This is a genomic window from Desulfosarcina cetonica JCM 12296 (genome assembly GCF_001311845.1).
GTDB classification, from domain to species: Bacteria; Desulfobacterota; Desulfobacteria; order Desulfobacterales; family Desulfosarcinaceae; genus Desulfosarcina; species Desulfosarcina cetonica.
The window spans coordinates 1-18,830 of sequence record NZ_BBCC01000129.1 but is presented as its reverse complement, the minus strand read 5'-3'; the positions used below and the strand labels follow the sequence as shown (position 1 = coordinate 18,830).

General features: G+C 59.6%; 15 protein-coding genes. 10 read left to right on the top strand and 5 right to left on the bottom strand.

The features are described from left to right. The 4 genes from JCM12296_RS40160 to msrB all read left to right on the top strand — a co-directional run. On the top strand, positions 1-1,199 hold a 1,199-nt coding region (locus JCM12296_RS40160; RefSeq protein WP_172684056.1), incomplete at its 5' end, for a hypothetical protein. Positions 1,200-1,518: 319 nt separating this feature from the next. Then, on the top strand, positions 1,519-3,501 hold the full coding sequence (locus tag JCM12296_RS23295; protein ID WP_054698548.1) for a S8 family serine peptidase: 1,983 nt from the start codon (positions 1,519-1,521) through the stop codon (positions 3,499-3,501). Positions 3,502-3,545: 44 nt separating this feature from the next. Beyond that, positions 3,546-3,725: a S8/S53 family peptidase gene (locus JCM12296_RS23290; RefSeq protein ID WP_054698546.1), complete on the top strand. Its 180-nt coding sequence runs from the start codon at positions 3,546-3,548 to the stop codon at positions 3,723-3,725. A gap of 295 nt (positions 3,726-4,020) precedes the next feature. Further along, a complete protein-coding gene (msrB, locus tag JCM12296_RS23285) occupies positions 4,021-5,172 on the top strand; it encodes a peptide-methionine (R)-S-oxide reductase MsrB (protein ID WP_054698544.1) in 1,152 nt (383 codons plus the stop codon). Here msrB and JCM12296_RS23280 read toward each other — a convergent pair whose 3' ends face one another. The 3 genes from JCM12296_RS23280 to JCM12296_RS23270 all read right to left on the bottom strand — a co-directional run bounded on the left by JCM12296_RS23280 (position 5,173) and on the right by JCM12296_RS23270 (position 6,989). Continuing rightward, the gene (locus JCM12296_RS23280; protein WP_054698542.1) at positions 5,173-5,877 is read right to left on the bottom strand and encodes a histidine phosphatase family protein; all 705 of its coding nucleotides are present in this window, start codon (positions 5,875-5,877) and stop codon (positions 5,173-5,175) included. Between the two features lie 214 nt (positions 5,878-6,091). Then, complete coding sequence (locus JCM12296_RS23275) at positions 6,092-6,496, bottom strand: Hsp20/alpha crystallin family protein (protein WP_054698540.1); 405 nt, start codon at positions 6,494-6,496, stop codon at positions 6,092-6,094. 28 nt (positions 6,497-6,524) lie between these two features. Then, positions 6,525-6,989, bottom strand: a complete 465-nt coding sequence (locus JCM12296_RS23270; RefSeq protein ID WP_054698538.1) for an Hsp20/alpha crystallin family protein — start codon at positions 6,987-6,989, stop codon at positions 6,525-6,527. A 204-nt stretch (positions 6,990-7,193) separates the two neighbouring features. Between JCM12296_RS23270 and JCM12296_RS23265 the strand changes: the two genes are divergently transcribed. The 3 genes from JCM12296_RS23265 to JCM12296_RS23255 all read left to right on the top strand — a co-directional run bounded on the left by JCM12296_RS23265 (position 7,194) and on the right by JCM12296_RS23255 (position 11,954). Next, the gene (locus JCM12296_RS23265) at positions 7,194-7,826 is read left to right on the top strand and encodes a hypothetical protein (RefSeq protein WP_054698536.1); all 633 of its coding nucleotides are present in this window, start codon (positions 7,194-7,196) and stop codon (positions 7,824-7,826) included. Positions 7,827-8,129: 303 nt separating this feature from the next. After that, complete coding sequence (locus JCM12296_RS23260) at positions 8,130-10,616, top strand: glycogen/starch/alpha-glucan phosphorylase (RefSeq protein ID WP_083456435.1); 2,487 nt, start codon at positions 8,130-8,132, stop codon at positions 10,614-10,616. 69 nt (positions 10,617-10,685) lie between these two features. Further along, positions 10,686-11,954, top strand: coding sequence for an EAL and HDOD domain-containing protein (locus JCM12296_RS23255; RefSeq protein ID WP_054698534.1), 1,269 nt, complete (start codon positions 10,686-10,688; stop codon positions 11,952-11,954). Between the two features lie 137 nt (positions 11,955-12,091). On the opposite strand, the gene JCM12296_RS42400 is transcribed toward JCM12296_RS23255, so the two are convergent. Beyond that, positions 12,092-12,469, bottom strand: a complete 378-nt coding sequence (locus tag JCM12296_RS42400) for a hypothetical protein (RefSeq protein ID WP_218188244.1) — start codon at positions 12,467-12,469, stop codon at positions 12,092-12,094. Positions 12,470-12,677: 208 nt separating this feature from the next. Further along, positions 12,678-13,373: a TetR/AcrR family transcriptional regulator gene (locus JCM12296_RS23250; protein WP_054698531.1), complete on the bottom strand. Its 696-nt coding sequence runs from the start codon at positions 13,371-13,373 to the stop codon at positions 12,678-12,680. A 217-nt stretch (positions 13,374-13,590) separates the two neighbouring features. Here JCM12296_RS23250 and JCM12296_RS23245 point away from each other — a divergent pair, with 217 nt between their 5' ends. The 3 genes from JCM12296_RS23245 to JCM12296_RS23235 form a co-directional block, all read left to right on the top strand. Beyond that, the gene (locus JCM12296_RS23245; protein ID WP_083456434.1) at positions 13,591-14,781 is read left to right on the top strand and encodes an efflux RND transporter periplasmic adaptor subunit; all 1,191 of its coding nucleotides are present in this window, start codon (positions 13,591-13,593) and stop codon (positions 14,779-14,781) included. Between the two features lie 29 nt (positions 14,782-14,810). Next, entirely contained in the window at positions 14,811-17,969 is a 3,159-nt protein-coding gene (locus JCM12296_RS23240; protein WP_054698529.1) for an efflux RND transporter permease subunit, read from the top strand. After that, positions 17,962-18,830: TolC family protein (locus JCM12296_RS23235; protein WP_172684055.1), on the top strand; the 869-nt coding region annotated here is incomplete at its 3' end. The genes JCM12296_RS23240 and JCM12296_RS23235, both read left to right, overlap by 8 nt.

The window sequence follows — 18,830 nt, the reverse complement described above, 5'->3', positions numbered from 1 at the left end:
CGATCGCCGGCGACCTGTCCGGTATCCGCACGGCTTTTCGCGTGGCCCGCGCCGGCCATCTGAAAGATGCCGTCTACACCGCGGCATTCGAGCGGGAAAAACCGGGTTGGCGGTTAAAACAGATGACCGCCAGGGGCCATCTTTCCCATGGCCGCGTCACCCTGCCGGGAATCCTGGCCGATCTGGAGGAGATCGACGGCGATGTGGCCTATGCCGGTCAGCATGTGGATTTCAAAGCCGTCAGCGGCCGGTTCCAGGGGATCTCGTTCGCCGACCTGGCGGCGAGCATCGACTGGCGACAGGCGGCCAAGCTTGCCATTGATACGCCCTCGGCGGACATCGACACAGCCATCTTCTATCCATGGCTGACCGGCTTCAGGGGGCTGGAAAGCGCCAAAGCCTACATCGCCGGGATGACCGGCGGCGTTCAATTGTCCCGCCTGAAAATCAGCGGGCCACTGAATCAACCGGCCGATTGGCAGCTGGCCATCACCGGGACCCCAGAGGCCCTCCGTCTGACCACGCCCCGCGCACCGTTCCCGATCGTCCTTTCCGGGGGCAAGATCACCTATGTTCCCGGTGCCGAAGGTTCGAGTGACGTTACTATTTCCTTTCTGGATGCGGTGGTCGTGGCCAGCCACCACTCCCAGGGCATCGCCCATCCAACACCACTGGACCTGACGGTGGACGGCACCCTGGGCAAAAATGCGATCGAGTGGTTGCGGACCGTCTTGCCGATTCCCGCCATTTTGCAGATCGCCCCCCCGCTGAACCTTTCCCGGCTCAAGGTCCAATGGGACGGCCACGCGGCCTTCAGCCTGGCGGGCGGACTGAAAACGGCTGGCGGGATTGCCCTTGAAGCGAATCTGGACCGATCAAGCGATGCCTGGCAAATTCAGCGCCTGTCTCTTAACGACGGCCATTCGGCGGCAACCCTGTCGGCCGACTGGAAGGGCCAGCGTGGCGAAGTTGTCTTTTCCGGCACCATCAGCAAGGCCATGGCGACGCTTCTACAGGTCAACCACCGGCCCCTTGTCGACCGCCTCGATGGCGATTTTAAAGCCCACATCGACCTGGCGCACCCGCAGAAGATCACCTTCACGGGAAACTTGGCCGGTAACGGCATCCCATTTGAGAACATCCTGCCCGTTCCGGTTGTCGTTGACGCGTTTTCCATTGCCGGGAATGATCCCGGCTGACGATCACCGATTCCCGGGTCAGCTTGGCGCAAACCCATCTGTTGGTCAGCGGCAGCGTGACGAATCCGGCCGGCGGCCCCCGCTTCGACCTCAACCTGGATGCCGATCGCCTGGACGACGCCCTTCTGGAACATCTGTTCCGCAAAAGCGACCGTTCCGCCCCCCCAACAACTCAGGCAGCCTCTCCGCCAACCCTGCTGCCTCATGGCACGATTCACCTCCGGGCTGACCAGCTGCACCTGGCGGATTCACCTGGTCGCCGGCGGCGGCGGTCATTGCGGTCACCGGTAGAAGCGCGCATGTCCAGTTGGAAAAGGCCATGCTCTGCGACATCACCACGTCCGGCGAATTGGACGTCTCCCCCCAGGGCGTTTCCCTGGACATGGCTGTTGCCGCCAACGGCGCGCCTATTGAAGCGACCGTCAATTGCTTCTTTCCCGGTCGCGTGAGTGCCGATGCCCGCTACGATCTTTCCGGTGAAATCCGCATGCCCACGACAAACACCGATTTTGTTCGTGCCCTGACAGGCACGCTGACGTTTTCTTCAACAAATGGCCGCGTCGACTACTCCAGTTTGCTGATGAAAATCCTGTCGGTGCTGAACATCACCGAGATCCTGACCGGGGGCGATTCCGACCTGAAAAAGAAAGGCTACGGCTATTCCAAGGCCCAGGCCAACGCCACCATCGGCGACGGGCGGGTCCATCTGAAGGAGATCCTGCTGGACGGCAATTCGCTGAAAATCACCGGCGAGGGGAAAATTGAACTTGCCTCGAAAACAGCCGATATATACTTACTGGTGGCACCGCTCAGAACCATCGACCGGATCGTCGGCAAGCTGCCCGTGATCGGTTACCTGGCTGGCGGCTCGCTGATTTCGATTCCTTTACGGGTCCACGGCAGGCTGGACGACCTGTCGGTGGTCCCCATGTCGCCATCGGCGGTGGGCAAGGGCTTGCTCGACTTCATGGCGCGCACGCTCAAGGCCCCTTTCAAACTGGTGGAAAGTGCCGCCAGCTTGGCCAAGGACAAGCCTGCGGCGGATACGGGAAGGCCCCGCGACCCAGGTCGCCCCCCAGGAATGAACACGGTGTTAGGGCGCCGGCACGAAAGGACGACATCCATGAGAGTAATCGTATCGCTGGTTATCCTGCTGACCGCTTTTTGGGGTGGGCTTTCGGCTGCGGCGGAAACGCCGTCCCTCCTGGTCCGTCTGGTGGATGGGCGACTGACGCTGCATGCCCGGAATCAGGCCCTTGACACCATCCTGGAGCAAATCTCCACCCAGGGGGTGCGCATCCGCATTGATCCGCGCATCAATCCCGCCATTACCGCCCGTTTTGACAACCGTCCGGTGGCCACGGCCCTTGCGGGAATTCTCAAGTCCGTCGACTACGCGTTGATCTGGCATGCGGACCGGTCCCGTCCCAACGGCGAGCCCCAATTAAGTGAGCTGCGCATCTTTTACAGGGGGCAGGAAAATCGCATGCAAACCTTCCGGCGGGCAACGAATCTGGCGATCATCCAGGGGGCCGACGGCACCCAGTACGTTCGCGACATCCTGCTGCTGCAACTGACCCCGGAAATGACCCCAGCCGCTTTGGCCGAATTGCTCGATCGGCTGGGCGCCACCCTGTTGGACAGCTATACGCCATTGGGCATCCTGCGCATCCGTCTGCCCCACGGCAGTGATGTGCCGACCATTGCCGAAGCCCTGGCCGGCACACCGGGCATCCGTACGGCGGAACCGGACCTGGCCTATCCCATGGAAACGGACATACCGCCAATCGCCACCGGAGAGGCTTTGTCGGTGCCTGTTCCGGCGCGTTTTCCGGCGGCGGAAAACACGATCGTTGCCGTCATGGACAGCGGCCTGCGAGGCGACTACGCCGGCAGCCCGTTTGTCAAGGGAAGCTATGACGCGGTTTCACCCGGTGCCGAGGTCGGTGATGAACTGGGCCACGGAACCCAGATGTCACTGATCGCCGCCGGCGCGGTCAACCCGTTGGGCGTCGAGGCCCAAGATCCGGCCGGCAGTCCGGTACTGGCCATTCGTGCCTTTGATGATGCCGGCTATACCTCCACCTACACGCTGACGCGCGCCATCAACTTTGCCATCGAAAACGGCGCCCGGGTGGTCAGTCTCAGCTGGGGGTCGGAAACCACCAGCGACCTGCTCGAATCGGCGGTTCGCTACGCCACCAGCAAGGGATTGATCCTGGTGGCGGCCGCCGGTAATGCCCCCACCGGCATGCCGGTATACCCGGCCGCCTACGAAAGCGTCATCGGCGTCGGAGCCTGACGCCCGACGGCAAGGCCTGGGATCAGTCCAATTATGGCGACTTCGTGGCCACTTCCGCACCGGGTATCGCCGATTTGCCGGTGGGAAGCGGCGGAGACGCCGGACGCTACGCCGGCACCTCCATCGCCACGGCCTACACGGCCCGCCGGGTGGCCGCGATCCTCAACCAGGATCCCGATGCCGACCGGGAGACGATCCTGAAACGGCTCAAGGAAACGCCTTGATCCATTTTACCCGCAACTATCATTGATGCACGCGTAAAAAGTCGCTGTTCCGACGGAAGCGGAAGAAGCCCCGAGATCAAGGCTTGCGGATCCTGAAGGAGGGAGGCGTACTTAAGCGTACGCCGCAGTGACGAAGGATTCGCGCAGGCGCCGATATCGGGCTTCTTCCGATTCCGCCCCCATTCCTTGAAATTCTTTATCGAATCTTTACCTTAACCTTACACATCCCTTAATCGGGGGTCTTACTGTCTGTCCATGATCACCCATTAACGGACAGACCCACAGGAGGTGTGTAATGAAAAAAACCATCCTTGCCGTCCTGGCACTGGCCGCGATCCTTTTCGGATTTCAAACCGTGCGCAGCATGGACGAAAAAATGGAGCATCCCATGGATAAAATCAACGCAAACACCCGGACGGCCGTCTTTGCCGGTGGCTGTTTCTGGTGTACGGAATCGGACTTTGAAAAAGTGGACGGTGTGATCGCGGTCGTCTCCGGTTATACCGGCGGCCGGGTGGACCATCCGACCTACCAACAGGTTTCAGCCGGCGGCACCGGTCATGTGGAAGCCGTCAAGGTTTTTTACGACCCGCAAAAAATCTCCTATAACGACCTCTTGGATGTTTTCTGGCGGCATGTGGATCCCACCGATGCCGGGGGCCAGTTTGTCGATCGCGGCAATCAGTACCGCAGCGTGATCTTCTATGCCAACGAAACCGAGCAGCAGCAGGCCGAGGCATCCAAAAAAGCCCTGGCGGCCAGCGGGCGCTTCGACCAGGCAATCGTGACCGATATTCTGCCTCTGGGCCCCTTTTTCGATGCCGAGGAATACCATCAGGACTATTACAAGAAGAATCCCATTCGCTACAAGTGGTACCGCTCGGGTTCGGGCCGGGATCAGTTCCTGAAAAAGGTCTGGGCCGGCGCCGAGGCGATGATGAAGAAAACGTCATCGGCACAGGAAATGGATCGCATGGAGGATATGGCCGCGGGAAAGAAGAAAAACGACGCCAGGATCCCCTCGGACGAGCAGCTCCGAAAAACCCTGACGCCCTTGCAGTATCGGGTGACCCGCGAGGAGGGCACCGAGCCGCCCTTTGATAACGCCTATTGGGATAACCACGCGCCGGGTATCTACGTGGACATCATCTCCGGCGAGCCCCTGTTCAGTTCGACGGATAAATTCGATTCGGGAACCGGGTGGCCCAGCTTTACCCGGCCACTGGCACCGGAGAATATCGTCGAGCACCAGGACCGCAGCCTCTTCATGGTGCGAACCGAAGTCCGCAGCAAGCATGCCGATTCCCACCTGGGCCATGTCTTTAACGATGGCCCCAAGCCCACGGGGCTGCGGTACTGCATGAACTCGGCCGCCCTGAAATTCATCCCGGCCGGGGAATTGGAAGCGGCCGGCTACGGTCAGTACGGCGCTCTGTTCAAAAAATAATCAGATATAGGTGATCAGGGAGGGATCGTTTTGGAACTCCAGGTGGGCGACGCAGTTGAAGCGTACGAGGTTGAAACGGTCCGCTTCGTGGCGCATGCGGGTCACCGATGTGTTGCACAGCTCCCAACCCAGGCAAATGGTCTTCTCGCGGCTGGTTTCCAACGTTCGCCGCAAGGCCACGGCCGTGGGGCCACCGGAAGTAAACACGGCCACCCGCTGACCGTCTCCGGCATGCGCCACCACCTTGTCAATGGCCTGGGTAATCCGCTTCCTGAACTGGTCCGCCAACATGGCACGTTCGTTTTCGCCCAGCGATTCCGCCTGCGTCTGGCGGGCGACCTCGAAGATCCGCCCGATAGCCTGGTGATGGGTTCGGATCCGCTGCATCTGCGCGCCAAGCGCCGGATCGCCCTGAAACACATGGTACAGTCGGCCGATGATGCGATCCGACGCGTCGAATTCGTTGAAATCCGGATCGACCACCAGCTTCTCTCGCGCCTGGCCGTTCATCAGGGCCATGACGATCTCCGCCGTCTGGCGTTGCCGCTTCATCCCGCCGGCATAGACGGCGTCAAAGCGGATACCGCTGCGACAGAGGTGTTGGCCCAACAATGCTGCCTGGCGCTCCCCCAAGGAAGAAAGCTGGTCGTAATCCGGCTGACCAAAGGAGGCCTGCCCATGTCGGATAAAAAAAATCTCTGTCATTCATCGCCTTTTTTCGATTGTTTCAGCCACTGCATTCAAACTGACACCCCACCTCATATGCCTTCTCAAAATGAACGGCGTCAAGCATTTTCTCATTCAGATAACATTAAATATATAATTATTTCAGTGTATTTATTTTAAAATTGACATGGCCTGTTGAAGGCGGGATCGGCCCTGTCGGCGAAAATCCATATCCCGACAGGGCCGATGGCAATCAGTCGACCTGGACCATGATGCGTCGCGGCGTGGCCTTTTCCACCTTGGGAAGGGTCAGGCGCAGCACGCCGTCGCTCAGTTTGGCATCGATCTTATCCTGGGCAATGACCTCGGAAAGGGAGAACTGGCGATAGTAGCGGCCGGTCTCGTATTCCCCGTAGATCTTTTCCCCGGGCGTGGCCAGCGACGGTTTGGCATCACCGGTCAGGGTCAGGATATCATCCCTTAGATCCACATTCAGGTCATCAGCCTTGACACCGGGCATATCAACCAACAACGTCAGGCTGTTGTCGGTTTCGAAAATATCCACATGAGGCGTAAAAACCGGTCCTGGCTTGGTTAGCTCGGCGGATGGCGCGACTTCTTGTTTTTCTCTGACTTTCAACTCGTTCGTCTCTGACATAATCCGTTCCTCCTTTCATCCAATGCCCTTATTGAACCGTGATTTGCCTCGGCTTGGCTTTTTCTGCCTTGGGGATGGTGATGGTCAAAACGCCATCCGCCAACCCGGCCTTGACATTGTCGGCATCGATGTCACCGGGAAGCGCCAGGGCCCGTGAGAAACGACCGGCTTCGCGTTCCCGGCGGTGATAGCGGGCATCGGCGGCTTCCTTGGAAATCTTGCGTTCACCGGCCAGGGTCAGCTGATTGGCCGTGACGTTGATCTCCAGGTCCGCAGACGTTACACCGGGCAGCTCCGCACTGACATAGTAAGCGCCGGTATCTTCGGAGATATTGATCGCCGGAAATACACCGGCACCGACCCCCACACGCCCCGCGGATCTGTCGCGAAAGCCATTGAACAGGCGATCCATCCGTTGTTGCATCTCCTCCAGCTCCTTCAATGAAGCGCCGAAACGTCGACCGGGAGCACCGAAAAGAGTTCTGTAGATCATTGTCAAACCTCCCTTGGTTAAAGGTTTCACGCCTTGGTTAAGGGGTTCATTGCGTTCCCCCGTCAATCGTTGATCTTCTTCGATGTCCAAAAAATACTTACAGAACAGGGCTTGTCAATATTGTTGAAATACTTTTTCGTTGCATTATTTTAATTTTATTGTATTAATAGGTAATGCAATAGCCTTTTTATCGTGGAGGACCCTATGCCCCCGAAAGACGAAAAAACCATTGACGGCTCGCTCGCCTTCATTACCAGCTCCGGGCTTCGCGGCAAGCAGTCGGTGCGCGCGACATTCAAACTCTCCGCCACCTGCATTGAAGCCATCAGCATCGTGGCCGCCCAATTGGGCATCAAACAGAAGTCGCTTTTCGATCACCTCGCCCAAGACAGTGATTCCCTCAACGCCATCGCCCGGGAGGTACAAAATGCCCGCGTCAAGGTGGAAAACCGGGTCCAGAAAACCTATGTCATCAGCCGACAATCCCTATCTCTGCTGGATGAAATCTCACGGGCATTCAACGCCCCCCGCGATGCACTGGTAGAATTCTCCGTTCGACGACTCCTGCCGGTCATCGACAATGAGCAGAAGAAGTACGAAACGCGCAAGGCCGCCTATGCCGGCATTCGCAAGCATCTTGAAAAAGGTCGGCATCTGCTCGGCGAAATGGTTGCCCAACTGGGAGAGGAGGATCCACTGGTCATCCGGCTCTCTGCGGTGATGGATGCCTATGCCAGCGCGGCCAAAGCAATCGAAACCTTTCTTCAACGAACGCAGGGAATCGAGGATTTCGACCCAGGGGAATTCGACCAGCTGGAAGTCCACTATGACCGCTGAGCCGACAGCCGACGCCGTACAATAAATCGGACCGCTTTCTGTTTTTCAGTGGGTGCCCAATGCGATTATCCTGCGGTAAAGGGGCTTACTGCTTGACCAATCGCCTTGGTATGATAAAAGCGTAAATGCGCAGGATCGGATTTTTCCGGTACGACCGTCCGGATCCACAAAGATCCAACCGGCCTTCCATCGGCCGCCAGTCCTTCACGTTCCCAAATTTATTGACTCGGTAGAGGCAGACGAGGCATCGCGCGTGCAGGCGACGGCCAAGTGGACCCATCCGACAATCCAGAGGAGATTTCCATGGTTGAAAAGCTTCGCCAAGATGGCATTAGCGGCCCCCATGATTTCCGGCCGGCGATGGCCTTGAAAGATGAGATCAGACAGCACATCTGGCGTACCATGGGCCGGGACCCGGCCAAACCCAACCGCCATGCCTGTTTCACGGGCCTTGCCTATAGTGTCCGCGATCGTTTGATCGACCGCTGGATTCGTACCCAACGCTCCCAATACGACACGCTGGCCAAGCGGGTTTACTTTCTGTCGCTGGAATTTCTGCCAGGCCGATTCCTGATGAACTACCTGATCAGTTTGCAGATGGTTTCCGAAGCCCGCCAGGCGGTGGAGGAACTGGGGTTCGACCTGGAGGAACTTGAAGAAGAAGAGTGGGACGCCGGCCTGGGCAACGGCGGACTGGGGCGTCTGGCCTCCTGCTACATGGATTCACTGGCCTGCCTGGGCTACCCCGGCTATGGCTACGGCATCCGTTACGACTATGGCATTTTCCATCAGACCATCGAAAACGGCTGGCAACGCGAGCAGTGTGACAACTGGGCCCGCAAGGGAACGCCCTGGGAAATCCGACGCGGGGAATACCTCGTGCCGGTACGTTTCTACGGACGTACGGAAGCCTACACCGATGCCGCCGGCCGGCAGTGTTTCCGCTGGGTGGACGGCGAAATGGTCATGGCCATGGCCTGTGACATTCTGGTGCCCGGTTTTGGCGACAATTTCGTTACCAACATGCGTCTCTGGCGGGCCAAGTCCAGCCGGGAATTCAACCTGGACGAATTCAACCAAGGCGATTATATCGGCGCCGTCGAGGCCAAGGTGCAGAGCGAAACCATTTCCAGCGTCCTGTACCCCAGCGACGAAATGGAACAGGGCCGCGAACTGCGTCTCAAACAGCAGTATTTCTTCGTGGCCGCCACCCTGGCCGATATCATGCGCCGGTACCGCAAATTGAATCGCGACTTTTCCGAGCTGTCGGACTTTGTGGCCATCCAACTCAATGACACCCACCCGGCGATCGCCGTTCCCGAGCTCATGCGGATTCTCATGGATGAGGAAAACCTGCCGTGGGAAAAGGCCTGGCCGGTTTGTGAGAAAACATTTGCCTACACCAACCACACGGTGCTGCCGGAAGCCCTGGAGACCTGGCCCGTGGATCTCATGCGGCGTCTGCTGCCGCGCCATACGGAAATTATTTTTGAGATCAACCGCCGCTTTCTCCAGGGGCTCAGCACTCGTCGGGAAAAGGGCGAGGGGCTGGCACAGCGTGTCTCCCTAATTGCCGAAGGGGTCAGTCAACGCGTGCGCATGGCCCATCTGGCCATCGTGGGCAGCCACACGGTCAACGGTGTGGCCGAGCTTCACAGCCGGATCCTCAAGGAGGATCTGTTCCGTGACTTCAACACCATCTTCCCGGGTCGTATCACCAACGTGACCAACGGCATCACGCCCCGGCGGTGGTTGGCCCAGGCCAACCCGGCGCTGGCCCAGTTGATCGACGAAGCCATCGGGCCGGAGTGGATTACCGACCTGGAGCAGCTGCATAAACTCGAGCCGCTGGCCGACGATGCCGACTTCCGCCGGCGCTGGATCAAGACCAAACGGGACAATAAAAAACGGCTGGCCCGTTACATCCTGCGCAAGATCGGCCTGGGCGTCGATCCGGATACCCTTTTCTCCGTTCAGGTCAAACGCATTCACGAATACAAACGCCAGTTGCTCAATGTCTTGCATGTAATCAGCCTTTACCACCGCATCCGCGCCAACCCGGAAGCCAACGTGGTGCCCCGCACCGTCATCTTCGCCGGCAAGGCCGCACCGGCCTACCACAAGGCCAAACGGATCATCAAGCTGATCAATGCCGTGGCGGCCAAGACCAACAGTGATCCGGATATCCAGGGCAAACTGCGCGTCCTCTTCCTGCCCAATTACTGCGTCTCCCAAGCCGAGAAAATCATTCCCGCCGCGGATCTGTCCGAACAGATCTCCACCGCCGGCATGGAAGCCTCCGGCACGGGCAACATGAAAATGAGTCTCAACGGTGCCTTGACCATCGGCACCCTGGATGGTGCCAACGTCGAAATCATGGAGGAAGTGGGCAAGGATAACATCTTCATCTTCGGCCTGACCGCCGATCAGGTGGTCTCCCTGCGCGCCAGCGGCTACAACCCGCGCGACTACTACGACAAGGACGCCGAACTGCGCCAGGTCCTGGACAGCATCGCCCGAGGGGATTTCTCACCCGAGGACCCGCATCTGTTCGCCCCCATTGTTGAGATCCTGTTGCAACAGGGTGACTATTACATGCTGCTGGCCGACTACCGCTCTTACGTGGACACCCAGGAAGACGTGGGCCGGCTCTTTTTGAACCGCGACGAGTGGGCCCGCAAATCGATTCTCAACACCGCCCGCATGGGTAAATTTTCAAGCGACCGTTCGGTTCAGGACTATGCCAACCGGATCTGGGAGCTGAAACCGCTGCCGAACGAGGATATATAGGAGGCTCCCGGCGGCGACCGCGACCCGTCTCCGACGCGCCACAACCCAGCATACCCGTGGAGGGACCCAATGACCGAGGCACCGATAACCGCCGATGCAAGCACGGAAGTCACCATCTGCCGCCAGCCCATTTTTGATGCACACCGTCGTCTATGGGGCTATGAACTGCTCTGCGTGGGCGAGCCATTACCCTCCGCGCGGACCTGCGACCTACAGGACACGGCCCTGCAGGTCGCCGCCAGCGCAAGCATGGACGTCCAGCGGATTCTTCACCAGGGGCAGGTCATCATGCTGAATTTCGATGAAATCGACATTCTCAAAAAGCTCCCCTACGCCCTGCCCCCCAAGCTTGCCGCCATTCAGGTGGATGAGCAGATATTTCTCAAGCCGTCCATCCCCGAGCAATTGGCGAGTCTGAAGTCCGACGGCTACCTGATCGCCGTGCGCGGTTTCAGTGCCGAACAGCATTTTTCAGCGCTGTATGCGTTGGCCGACATCATCGCCGTACCGGTCAATTACCATCAGAAAACGCAAATCGCCGAGCTGCTGTCCGCCATCGGCAACATGGATGCACGGCTTCTGGCTCGCCGGGTAGATGACCTCAGCCGGTTCGAGTCGTGTCGGGAGGCAGGGGTCGCCCTGTTCTCAGGTACCTTTTTCAAGCACCCCGACACCGTAACCATCCACCAGATGACCGCCAATGAAGTATCGCGCCTCAAATTGATCCAACGCATGGAAGCAACGGATCCGGATATCGATGGACTGGCGGAAACCCTGCAGGCCGATGCGGCGATCAGTTTCCGGCTGATGGCCTACCTCAATTCGGCGGCATTCGGGTTTTCCCAGAAGATTAAATCGGTTCAGCACGCCATTCGGCTGTTGGGGTGGCCCAAACTGAAGAACTGGCTGCGGGTGGTGGTGCTGAGCGACATGGGCCAGTCGCCCGAAGCAGATGAACTTTTACAACTTTCCGCCCAGCGGGCCCGGTTCCTGGAGCGCGTGGCCCAGCGTCATGACTTCTGGGGGTTCGATCCGGCCAGTTTGCATCTTCTGGGGCTTTTTTCCCTGCTGAATACCATCCTGGCCACCCCCATGGAGGAGGTGGTCCGTTACCTGCCCATCGAAAACAGGCTCAAGCGTGCCCTGTGCGGGGATACCAATACCGAATATCACCCGCTGCTCCAGCTGGCCCAGGCCATGGAAGAGGCCCGTTGGGAAGACGCCGAGGCCATGAGCCAAAACCTCAACCTCAAGCGCGCCGAAGTATCGGCGGCATTCAAAGAAGCCATGGAATGGGCGGGCCAGATGGCGGCCGTCGGTGACGCGGCCAAGGAATGACGGATTCGTAAAAATCCCGATATCGGCGTTACGCGAATCCTTCGTCACTGCGGCGTACGCAAAAGTACGCCTCATTCCTTAAGGATTCGCAAGCCTTGATCTCGGGCTTGTTACGAATCCGTCGGGAATGCGGCTTTTTACGAGCAGGGGTGCCCGAACCGGTTGATGGAACGTCTCTTATTGAGGCGCACAACGGTTGTGGGTGCCCCGGTCCGCAGATGACGGAGGCAGTGCCCGGAAGAGATCGTTTTCCATGGGCAACGCCGTTCCCAGAGGCCCAAACAGGGGGCTCGGGTTGGCATCCATTCCGGTGCAATCGTAGAGGTGTTCTTTTTCCACCAGGAACTGAGCGGCCGTCGAAGCTCCGCCGGATCACGGGTGGTGTCGCTCAATGGGGGTTTCGCCAAGGGGGACGGCATTGTATCGGTAGGGGCGGCGTGTTCCGTCCAATGGACACCAACGCCGACCAGCACCACCAGGGTGGGCAGTATCAGCCATTTCAAAAATCGTTTCAAACCGGGCAACCTCTTATCCGCAGAATTTCCACGCAACTATAGAGCTCAGAATCAACGCAGTGTGGATAATGGCATGCATGGTATACGCCATATCCATATCGTTCTTGTACATAATCAAAACCCATTGTTATCAAAAAATAAATGGAGAAATAGTCATCCGCGGGTGGCATTATGGGCGGGAAAATCGTGCATGTTTGGGAAAGAAATGTTATTTTGATTGGGTAAACATTTTCCCATCCCCCTTTTCCCGGGTAGAATCGGCCTGATCATCGGCCTGGCCGCTGACCGCCTTGATACCGGCAATGGAAAAACGGGTGATGTGTTCGGCAATCCGATCGGCCTGGGCGGCGGTCAGGAACTGGCTGCCGCCCAGACTCTCCAAACAGCTTTTCTGGGTCAGGATGTATCCCCGGCACTGGTTGATGATGCTTGTCTTGCACAGGATAACCGTATCCTCGGAGGCGCCCGGCCCGATGATATCGCGAATGATACCCAGCAGTTCCTTCTGCCGGGGAGCGATCATGGCTTTCCAGAGATCATCGATCAATCCGGTGGGATTGGCCAACTCCATCAATTCGATGCGTCGAAAATACCCGCGACTTTGATCGTCGACCAGAACCCGGTGGATGATATGGTGGATGGCCACGCGAAGCCGTGTCTCCGGCGGCAGGTCCTTGGACGGCAGGATGTCGTTGGAGAGAAATTGTTCCATGGTTTGTCGCCAAGCCGCCACATACAAGGACTCCTTGTCGCCGAAATAGTAGTTGACCGCAGCCACATTGGCGCCGGCGCGGCGGCAAATCTCGGTGATCGTGGCTTCCCGGAAGCCTTTCTCGGCAAATACATCGCAGGCGACGTCCAATAACTTCTGCCGGGTTTCGATGCCGTCCTTGCGTTTGGCCATGACTAAAGTTTCTCCCACAGGGTTAGATAAATCGGATAGCAGCCGACTTGACAGATCGATCGTGCAAACTATCTTAAATGCGTTTTTAAAAAAATCATTTGAAAATTGTCAACAGGTTTTGCTATTCATGCCAGACCATTTCGTGGATCCCGTCCCATCAACCGGTTGTTAACCTGGAATCCACCGGTACCCGAACCGTCACCACACAGAGGACAGAATGAAAAGAAAGCATATCCAGCGGCATCCGTTCACCGACCGGCAGCACCGCCATTCCCATTCATGGAGATGGTATCCCATCGTATTGTCGGGAATCTTGCTGGCCACGCTGGCCGTCGTCCCTTCGGCCAGCGCCCAAGCACCGGGCCAGGCCCCGCCCCCCTTGGTGGAGGTGGCGGTGATCACGGAAAAGGCGGTCAACCCGCCCCTGGAACATGTCGGCCGTGTCGAAGCGATCCAAGCCGTGGATATCCAGGCCCGGGTGCAGGGCTATCTCGAGCAGGTCAAGTTCACCGAGGGGAGTCACGTCAAGGCCGGCGACCTGCTCTATGTCATCGAACAGGCCCCCTACATCGCCCAGGTCAAGGCGGATAAGGCCAAGGCGGCCGAAGCCCGCGCCGCGCTCAGCAAAGCCCGTCAGTACCGGCAACGGCTGGAAACGGTGCGCTCGGGCGGCGTCTCCAAGACCGACCTGGAAACGGCTCAGGCCAGCGAACGGGAGGCCCAGGCCCAGGTCGATCAGGCGGAGGCCACCTTGGACCTCTCACGCTTGAATCTCGACTACACCACCATCAAGGCACCCATCCGGGGGCGCATCGGCGTTTCCAACTTTACCAAGGGCAACCTCGTGGGTCCGGCCTCGGGGTCCCTGGCGCGCATCGTCCAGCTCAATCCCATCCGGGTGGTTTATTCGGTCAGTGAGGCCGCCCGCCTGGACGTTCTTTTAAACATCCAGGACAAGGGCAAATCCTTCGAAAACGCGAAAAGGGATCTCATCCCCCGGCTGCGCCTGCCCAACGGCGCCATGTACGCACTTCCCGGCCGGATCGAATTCGCCGACAACGAGGTGGACAGTGCCACCGGCACCGTGGCGGTGCGCGCCGTGTTCGACAACCCCGACGGATTGCTCCTGCCGGGCCAATTCGTTACCGTGGAACTCAGCCTGGCCGATCCGAAGATCATGCCGATGGTGCCCCAGCGTGCCGTTCTCGAGGATCGCGAGGGCCAGTACGTGTTCGTCGTTGATGCCGACAAGCGCGCCCAGCGGCGCAACATCACCACCGGGGTCACCGTAGAGACCCAATGGGCCGTCAAGAGCGGCCTGATGGCCGGTGAAACCGTGGTGGTGTCCGGTGTGCAGAAGGTCCGCACGGGCCAGATCGTCAACCCCCAGCCCGCGGGCCAGTCATAAACCGGGTTCGCCCAGAAATAGGTTGAATCATGCTCTCCAAAATATTCATCAAGCGGCCGCGCCTGGCCATGGTGGTTTCCCTGATCATCACCTTTGCCGGGCTCCTGGCCATTTTCAATATTCCGGTATCCGAGTATCCGAACAAGATCGTGCCCCCGGAAATTCAGGTCACCGCAACCTATCCCGGCGCCAACGCCGAAGAGGTGGCCGCATCGGTATCCGCACCGCTGGAATCCCGGATCAACGGGGTGGACGACATGCTCTACATGTCATCCACGGCCACCAACAACGGCAGCTATTCCCTCTCCATCTATTTTGCCGTGGGCACCGACCCGGACATCGCCCAGGTCAACGTGCTCAACCGCGTTCAGGAGGCCCAGTCCAGCCTGCCCAGCGAGGTCACCGAGCAGGGTCTTTCCGTGCGTCAACGTTCGTCGGACATGCTCGGCGTGCTGTTTTTTTACTATAAAGACAGAAGCCGGAAGGTTTTGTCCCTGGCCAACTGGGTTTCCATCAACGTCAGCGACACCCTCAAGCGGGTGGAAGGGGTCAGTGACGCCTCCCCCTTCGGTTCCCACGATTACAGCATGCGCATCTGGCTCAATCCCGTCCGGCTGACCGCCCTCGGTCTGACCGCCGACGACGTGATCACCGCCATCAAGGAACAAAACCTTCTGGCGGCTGCCGGTTCCATCGGCACCGCGCCCATGCCCGGCGGTCAGCAGGTCCAGTACACCTTGAAAGTCAAGGGACGCCTGGTCACCGAGGCGGAATTCCGCAATATCGTGGTACAGACCAATACCAAAGGCGGCATCGTGCGATTGGGTGACGTGGCCCGGGTCGAGTTGGGCAGCGCGTCCTATGCCTTCGAGGATACCCTGAACGGGCAGCCGGGCGTTCCCCTGGCCGTGTATCAGACACCGGGCAGCAACGCCCTCGCGACCATGCAAAACGTCCGGGAGGCCCTCAAAGCGCTGGAATCCCGGCTTCCCGAAGGGGTCTCCTACGATGTGATCTATGATTCCACCAAGTTCGTCTCCGCCGCCATCGAGGAGATCGTAATTACCCTGCTGATCACTTTTTGCCTGGTGGTGGGCGTGACCTACGTTTTTCTCCAGGACTGGCGAGCCACCTTGATCCCGACCCTGACCATCCCGGTGTCCCTCATCGGCACCTTCGCCCTGTTGATTGCCATGGGATATTCGGCCAATACCATTACCCTCTTCGCCCTGATTCTGGCCATCGGCCTGGTGGTTGACGACGCTATCGTCGTGGTGGAGAACGTCCAGCGGGTGATGGACGACGAAGGCCTCGACGCCCTGGACGCATCCGTGCGCTCCATGGAACAGGTCACCGGCCCGATTATCGCCACGACCCTGGTCCTGCTGGCCGTGTTCGTGCCGGTGGGGTTCCTGCCGGGCATCACCGGACAGATCTACCGTCAGTTCGCCGTCACCATCTGTATCGCCGTGCTGCTTTCGGCGATCAACGCCCTCAGCCTCAGTCCGGCCCTGTGCAGCCTGCTCCTGGGCAAGCCTCAAATGGCCCACCGGGGGCCCCTGGCCTGGTTCAACCGCCTTTTGAACGGTTCCCGCAATATCTATGTGGCCGTATCAGGATGGCTGGTGCGCAAGATCGTGATCGCCGCCCTGATCCTGGCCATTATCGGCGTGGGCGTCTGGCGGCTTTTCGGTGTCGTGCCCACGAGCTTTCTACCCGAGGAAGATAAGGGCTTCATGATCGTGGACGTCCAGTTGCCTGATGGCGCCGCCTTTGCCCGCACCACCGAACTGGTGGACGATCTTTCCAAGCGCATCAAGGCCATTGCGGGCGTGGACTTCGTGATCGGCGTACGCGGCTTCAGCCTGATCAGCGGCGCCGGTGAAAATGCCGGCATCGCCTTTGTGGGCCTCACCCCCTGGAACGAGCGCACCACGCCCGATCTGCAGATCAAAAGCGTGCAGAACCGTATCCGGGCCCTCGCCGCCACGGTAGCCGGTGCCAACATCAACGTCTTCGTGCCCCCGGCCATCCAGGGTCTGGGCATGTCCGGCGGCTTCAACCTGCAAATGCAGGCCCTGGAAGGCCAACCGCCCCAGGAGATCGACGCCGTCGCCAAGGGACTGATGGTGGCCCTCAACCAGGATCCGTCCATCGCCTATGCCTTTACTTCCTATTCGGCCAACGTCCCCCAGCTGGCCGTCAACCTGGACCGCACCAAGGCCCGCATCCTCAAGGTACCGGTCAGCCGGGTCTTCTCGACCCTCCAGGCCAACCTGGGTTCGCGCTATGTCAACGACATCAACCTCAACGATCGGGTCTTCCAGGTCACCGTGCAGGCCGACGCATCCTTTCGTGACACGGCCGAAGACATCACCCGTCTGTATGTACGCAGCGACGATGGCAGCATGGTGCCCCTGTCCAGCCTGGTCACCGTCTCGACGGTGCTCGGGCCCCAGTCGGTGGCCCGCTTCAACCAATTCTCCTCGGCCAGCTTCATCGGCGCGGCCCTGCCCACGATCAGTTCGGGACAAGCCCTTGCCACCGTCGAGCGCATCGCCGACAAGACCCTGCCCAAAGGCTACGGCTACGACTGGTCAGGGATGAGTTACCAGGAGAAAAAAATCGGCAACGAGTCGACCATCCTGATGGTGCTGGCCCTGCTCTTCGGCTACCTTTTTCTGGTCGCCCAGTACGAAAGCTGGACCCAGCCGCTGCCGGTCATCATCTCCATCGTCGTGGCCGTGCTGGGGGCCCTGACCGGCCTATTGATCAGCGGCCTGGCCCTTTCCATTTATGCTCAGATCGGGTTGGTGCTGCTGGTGGGCCTGGCGGCCAAGAACGCCATTCTCATCGTGGAGTTCGCCCGCGAGCAGCGCGAGGCGGGCCACTCCATTTTTGATGCGGCCATTACCGGTGCGCGCATGCGCTATCGCGCCGTTCTGATGACGGCCTTTTCCTTCATCCTGGGCGTCTTTCCCATGATTATCGCCACCGGGGCCGGCGCGGCCAGTCGGCGAGCCATCGGCACCACGGTGTTCTATGGCATGCTGGCGGCCACGTTGATCGGCATTTTCCTGATCCCGGCGCTTTATGCGGGCGTTCAAACCATGCGCGAGGCCACCACCCGGAAATTCAAAAACCGGCGCTCACCGAGTGTCTCCACCCCCGAGGTGCCCCATGAGTAATCCGACGAACCCTTTACCGCTCAAGGCCCCGGCCCGCGTGCCGGTCCTGCCGGCAGTGCTGATGGGAATCCTGATGCTTGCCGGTTGCGCTGCCGTGGGCCCCGACTATGTGGCACCGGATCCCAGACCGCCCCAAAACTGGCACACCCCGCTGCAGGACGGACTGCAGGCAACCGCGTGCGACAAGGCCGAGCTGACCCGCTGGTGGGAAAACCTGGCCGATCCCCTGCTCAGCGACCTGATCACGGTTGCCCTGGCGGACAACCCGAGCATCAAGCAAGCCATCGCCCGGGTGCGTCAATCCCGGGCCAGCCGCGCCATCGCCGATGCCGGCCGCTACCCCACGCTGGATACCAGCGGCGCGATCACCACCAACCGGATCAGTCAAAGCAGCAGCGGCACCCCGTCGGGCATCGAGCGTGACTGGTACACGGCCGGCTTCGACGCCGGCTGGGAAGTCGACATCTTCGGCGGTGTGCGCCGCAGTGTGGAGGCGGCCGAGGCCAGTCTTCAGGCCACCACGGCCGACCTGGAAAACGTGCGCGTTTCCCTGGCCGCCGAGGTCGCCCGCAACTATATCGAGGCCCGCACCTACCAATACCGCCTGGATGTCGCCCTCGCCAATATCGCGGCCCAGGAAGAAACCGACACGCTGATCCGGTCCCGCTTCGATGCCGGCCTGAGCAGCGACCTGGAAGTACAACAGGCCCGCTACAACCTGGAAAACACCCGCAGCCAACTGCCGACCCTGCGCAGTGGCCTGGAAGCGGCCAAGAACCGTCTGGCCGTACTCACCGGACAGACACCGGGCAGCCTGCACGCACAGCTTGAAGAAAGGCGGCCCATCCCGGTACCGCCGCT